Genomic DNA, 5,702 nt, shown 5'->3' on the forward strand with positions numbered 1-5,702 from the left:
TAACCATCCGAAAATAATTGGGGCTAATCACCCCAATTCTTTTTTTGATGCTATCGTCATTGCAGTCAGCTATCCTAAGCCCATTTATTTCTTAGCAAGAGGAGATGCGTTTAACAAACCACTTGTTGCTAAGTTTTTAACTGCACTACACCTCATTCCAATTTATAGACTTAGCGAAGGAAAAAGTAATCTAGGAAAAAATGAGGACACATTTAATCGCTGTTTGGATTTATTAAAAAAAAACCAAACTATCTTGATTTTTTCAGAAGGCTTATGCATCAATGAATGGAAATTAAGACCTTTAAAAAAAGGTACCGGTCGATTGGCTTTAATGGCTATTCAACAGGCAATTCCTAATGTAAAAATCCAGCCGACAAACTTGAACTACTCCTCGTTTGGTTCCAATCCAAAACAAGTTCTGGTGAATTTTAATGCTGAATTTGAAGTTACACTAAAAGAAAAAGAGTCCGAGTTTTACCATAACTTCAATCAAAAACTAAAAGAAGGTTTGAGCGAAAATCTAATCATCCAATCAGAAAAAGAAGAGATTCACTTATTTACAGGAACCTCATCAGTTTTAAAAAAAGTACTGTTATTCCTTCCTGCTGGTATAGGCTATGCCCTTAATTGGGGAATTTATCGTGTTTTTAAAAACATTGCATTCAAAAAAACCAAAAATACCGTGTTTTACGACTCGGTTCTTTTTGGCTTATTGTTGTTTTTTTATCCTGTCATCGTACTACTACTTTCGATAATAGTAGGACTGCTTTTTAACGCTACGGTCGCAATAATCCTGTTTTTGAGTTTTCCGCTATCCGCTTGGTGTTATGCGCAGCACAAAGGTGTTTAATTTATTTTACCTTACTTAAAGCTAGTATTTTAATCATCCATTTAGGTAATGGTTTCTCTTGATCTCTTTTTCGTAAATCTAAAAACCATCCTATTTTTTTCAAAATTGGAACTTTGTGGGTCTCAACTAATTCAATTAAGGTACCGTCAGGATCTTCGACATAACAAAAGCGACCTGAGGCGTTATCCATTTCAAAAGTATTATTGCTGTCAACGGTGAAGAAATAGTGATTGCTTTCGGCATGATTTTTTAAACTATCCATGTCTAAAACATCAAAACACAAGTGAATAAAACCACAATCGCCCCAAAAACGGTTTTCGTATATTTTTTTAGCGACTTTGCCTTTGACCTGCACTAACTCGATAGTTACATCGCCCAGTAATTTATTAAAAGCACCTTTTCCTGTGGCTTTTTTACTAAGACCAACTTTATGATACGAAAGTCCATCTTGGTTGTATTCAAAATCATAAAGAACCGTATCTATTCCAATTACATTTTGGTAAAAAAACAGCGACTTTTCCATGTTTGAAACACCAATAACACCACCTACTACGCCGCCTAAATCATGATTACCTGATTGAAACCAATCTTGTGAAGGGATTATTTTAAATTTGTTTTTATTCGCATCGGTGGCCCAAAAGTGGCTACCACTATCCGGACAATCTACGATAGCTGAAACTTCAATTTCTTTTATTTTCTGCAATCTTGCATGTGAGCTCTTAAGATTAGCTGATTTTAAAATCACAGCATTGATTCCTAGATCACCTACTTCAATAGGCTGCGATTCCAATGGTGTTCTGTTTAAATATTGCCATATTTCTAAGCCACCACCGCCTTGAAGATTCATGGTTAAAATGGCTCGGCGATTGTATACTGATCCTCCGGTGTATTGTGTCATCAAAGCTGCCTTGGCCTCATCGTCAAAGATTAAAACATCCATTCCAAATAAATGCTTATAGGTATGCATTGCAGCAGGTGCATCTGTAACCCCTATGCCCACTTGTTGAATCCCTGATAAAAATTGATGCATCTGCTTTTATTATTTGTTGTGTAATCCCTTAAAGTTGGCAATTTTATAATAGAGTGACGGAACGAACCACCACAACCAAAATAAAATACGCTCTGCTTTAACAATGATAATTGATTTTTGGTTAGAGCGCAATCCTTTTATTATTTTTTTTACGCATACGTCTACCTCCATACCTACCTCATTATTCTCATCAGTGGCGCCATGTTGCTGTCCGTTGCCAATTAGAGCGTTTTTTGAAATATTAGTATTGATCCTTCCTGGATATACGAGAGAAATAGTAAGGTTGGTTTTATATAATTCGCATTGCAACGTTTCTAAATAACCTTTGATAGCATGCTTAGACGCAGCATAGCCCGATCGTAAGGGGAATCCAATTAATCCCGCAATACTACTGATTACTGTAATATTTCCGCTGTTTCGCTCCTTAAAATAAGGTAAAATAGCTTGGGTAAGGGCTACAGGAGCAAAATAATTAATATCCATCAATTTTTTGTAGACATCCATTGAAGTAGCACTGGCCAGTGCACGTTGACTAATACCTGCACTTTGAATGACATAGTCAATTTTTCCTTCCAACGAAATGGCTGTAGTAACTAAATCAGGAATGGCATTTATATCTAATAAATTAAAAGGCAAAACATGAACTACTGTATTTTTTAGCTCTTGTTTCATTTGATTCAATACCAATTCGTTTGTGGCTGTCAGAATGAGAACTGCTTCTTCTTGTGCTAATTGAATCGCTAATTCTTGACCAATTCCGGAGGAGGCACCGGTAATCCAAACGATTTTATTTTTAAAATGCATTTTTTCTGTACCTTAAAAGTTCCTTATATTTATCGATTATTGCTAATTGAGAAGCACCGTTTTTGTACATCCTAACAATTTTTAAATTGGCTAATTGAACCCTAAGCCAAGAATTTTCGTCATACTTACGGGCAGATACAAGAGTTGCTTTTGGAATTAATTTAAAAACGCCGGACTTCCACAAGCGAGCGATATAGTCATAATCCTCCATGATGACCATTTCTTCTTTGTACGCTCCTACTTCGTCCCACAGTTTTTTAGTAACAAAGACACCTTGGTCTCCACCTCTAAAAAACAAGTAATTGAATCGCGTGAAATAAGCATTTATTTTTAAAAGGAAGCTGGGACTATCAAAGGTTGTTCTAAAACTACCACAGTTAAAGCCATTTTTAATAGAGCTTGCTATTTCATCATAAAATGTAAGCACAGGACTGCTATCAGCATGTAGAAAAAAATAAACATCCCCATTGGATTTCCTCACTCCATGGTTCATTTGTCCGGCACGACCCTTCACTGGAGAAACTAAAACAAGTGCACCAAGTTGTTGCGCTATCTCTACTGTTTGATCATTACTTCCACCATCAGAAACAATAATTTCGGCATTTTTGCCTACTAAATTACATTGGAGCAATTGAATTAAATCACCAATTATTTTGGCTTCATTGTAAGTTGGAATAATAATACTTAACATCATAAAGGAAGAAGCAAAAGGATTTTTTTTAAAGTTTTTTTTAGTTAGCGACTTCACTAATGAATTTTATTCGCATAAATCGTAATTCATCGATATCGTAATCTCCTTCAAATTCTTTCAAAGCGTCCTCTATTTTATCCGTTACTGACTCCATAAAATAATCTTGAATTTCTTCTTGCTGATCGTCGTCTAACATGTCGTCAATCCAATATTTTATATTTAGTTTAGTACCTGAATAAACAATTTGCTCCATCTCCTTTATCAAGGCATCCATGGTAAGCCCTTTGGCTTTCGCAATATCATCTAATGATAATTTACGGTCGATATTTTGGATAATATATAATTTGTTTACTGAGTTTGTTCCAGTCGATTTCACAACAAGATCATCGGGTCTTACAATATCATTTTCTTCAACATACCTGTTAATCAAAGCAATAAATTCAGCACCATATTTTTTAGCTTTTCCTTCCCCTACACCGTGAATATTAATTAATTCCACTTGAGAAATAGGATATTTAAGGGCCATATCTTCTAGTGAAGGCTCTTGAAAAACAACAAATGGAGGGACACCTAATTTTTTAGCTACTTTTTTACGTAAATCACGCAGCATATCCATTAAAACTTCATCCACTACTCCCGAAGATTTAGCCGCAGTAACGATGGCTTCATCTCCAACTTCATTATACTCATGATCCTCAGACATCATAAAAGAAGTAGGATTATCAATAAAATCCAATCCTTTTGCAGTAATTTTTACAATACCATAAGTTTCGATATCCTTCGATAGAAATCCTGAAACTAGGACCTGCCGCAGCAAAGCCATCCAGTATTTCTCGTCATGCTTAATACCACAACCAAAAAAAGATTGAACATCTGTTCGATGTGCTTTTATGACAGCATTGACTCTACCAATCAGGGTAAAAACAATTTCTTTAGACTTATATAAATGTTTCGTATCTCGTACCACTTTTAGCAATTGTACCACTTGATCTTGTGCTTCAATTTTGGTTTTAGGGTTACGTACATTATCGTCCATATCAGCGCCTTCTCCGTTTTCGCCATCAAATTCTTCTCCAAAATAATGGAGCAAGAATTTACGTCTAGACATGGATGTTTCGGCATAAGCCACTACTTCTTGCAATAATGCAAAACCTATTTCTTGTTCAGCGACGGGCTTGCCTGACATAAATTTCTCTAACTTCTCTACATCTTTATAAGAGTAGTAGGCTAGACAATGGCCTTCACCTCCATCACGACCTGCACGACCTGTTTCTTGGTAATAACTTTCGAGCGATTTTGGAATATCATGATGAATCACAAAACGAACATCGGGTTTATCGATCCCCATTCCAAAGGCAATTGTAGCCACAACCACTTCAACATCTTCCATCAAAAACATGTCTTGGTGTTTCGCTCTTGTCTTGGCATCAAGACCAGCATGATACGGGACGGCACTAATACCATTCACCTGCAAAACTTCGGCAATTGCTTCTACTTTTTTGCGACTCAAGCAATAAATAATACCTGATTTCCCCTTGTGTTGTTTAATAAATCGAATAATATCTGACTCGATATTCTTAGTTTTTGTTCGGACCTCATAGTACAAATTAGGTCTATTAAACGAAGCCTTAAAAGTTTTGGCCTGAGCCATATCCAAGTTTTTAAGGATATCCTCTTGCACTTTTGGAGTAGCCGTAGCGGTAAGTCCAATAATTGGCACATCACCTAACTGCTTGATTATGTTTTTTAAATTTCGGTATTCGGGTCTAAAATCATGTCCCCATTCAGAAATACAATGGGCTTCATCAATAGCAACAAATGAGATGGTTACATTTTTAAGAAACTGAACATTCTCCTCTTTGGTTAAGGATTCTGGGGCGACATACAATAGCTTAGTTAAGCCGGAGGTAATGTCTTTTTTAACCTGAGTAATTTCAGTTTTAGTTAACGATGAATTTAAAACATGTGCAATTCCATTTTCCGAAGACAAACTTCTAATGGCATCGACCTGATTTTTCATCAAAGCGATCAAAGGCGACACAACAATTGCGGTTCCTTCCTTAGTTAAAGCGGGTAACTGGTAGCAAAGCGATTTTCCACCGCCTGTTGGCATGATTACAAAAGTATTTTGTCCTGCTAACAAACTTTGAATTACTTGCTCCTGCAATCCTTTAAATTGGCTAAAGCCAAAATATTTCTTTAATTCTTTATGGATATCAATTTCGTTTGAATTCATTCTTTATTATAATGGTATTTTGTATAAATTTGCACTACATAAAGATACTAAATTCTTTTACACACGCAAATTTTAAACATTCTGTTTTGAT

The 5,702-nt window shown here is 35.7% G+C and carries 5 protein-coding genes; 1 reads left to right on the forward strand and 4 read right to left on the reverse strand.

All coding sequences use genetic code 11. The features are described 5' to 3' along the window. On the forward strand, window positions 1-850 hold an 850-nt coding region (locus P8M54_RS10835), incomplete at its 5' end, for a 1-acyl-sn-glycerol-3-phosphate acyltransferase (protein WP_300287861.1). Between the two features lies 1 nt (window position 851). On the opposite strand, the gene P8M54_RS10840 is transcribed toward P8M54_RS10835, so the two are convergent. Genes P8M54_RS10840 through P8M54_RS10855 form a run of 4 tightly spaced genes read right to left on the reverse strand, consistent with a single transcriptional unit; the run spans window position 852 to window position 5,611 of the window. Further along, window positions 852-1,880, reverse strand: coding sequence for a VOC family protein (locus P8M54_RS10840; RefSeq protein ID WP_300287862.1), 1,029 nt, complete (start codon window positions 1,878-1,880; stop codon window positions 852-854). 9 nt (window positions 1,881-1,889) lie between these two features. Continuing rightward, window positions 1,890-2,684 (reverse strand): SDR family oxidoreductase, encoded by a 795-nt coding sequence (locus P8M54_RS10845; protein ID WP_300287864.1) that lies wholly within the window; start codon window positions 2,682-2,684, stop codon window positions 1,890-1,892. Next, window positions 2,674-3,378: a TIGR04283 family arsenosugar biosynthesis glycosyltransferase gene (locus tag P8M54_RS10850; protein WP_300287866.1), complete on the reverse strand. Its 705-nt coding sequence runs from the start codon at window positions 3,376-3,378 to the stop codon at window positions 2,674-2,676. Before P8M54_RS10850 ends, P8M54_RS10845 begins: the two co-directional genes overlap by 11 nt. A gap of 37 nt (window positions 3,379-3,415) precedes the next feature. Further along, window positions 3,416-5,611, reverse strand: coding sequence for an ATP-dependent DNA helicase RecQ (locus P8M54_RS10855; RefSeq protein WP_300287868.1), 2,196 nt, complete (start codon window positions 5,609-5,611; stop codon window positions 3,416-3,418). Window positions 5,612-5,702 lie beyond the last annotated feature (91 nt).

The sequence above is a fragment of the Flavobacterium sp. genome (assembly GCF_029242675.1).
Taxonomy (GTDB): Bacteria; Bacteroidota; Bacteroidia; order Flavobacteriales; family Flavobacteriaceae; genus Flavobacterium.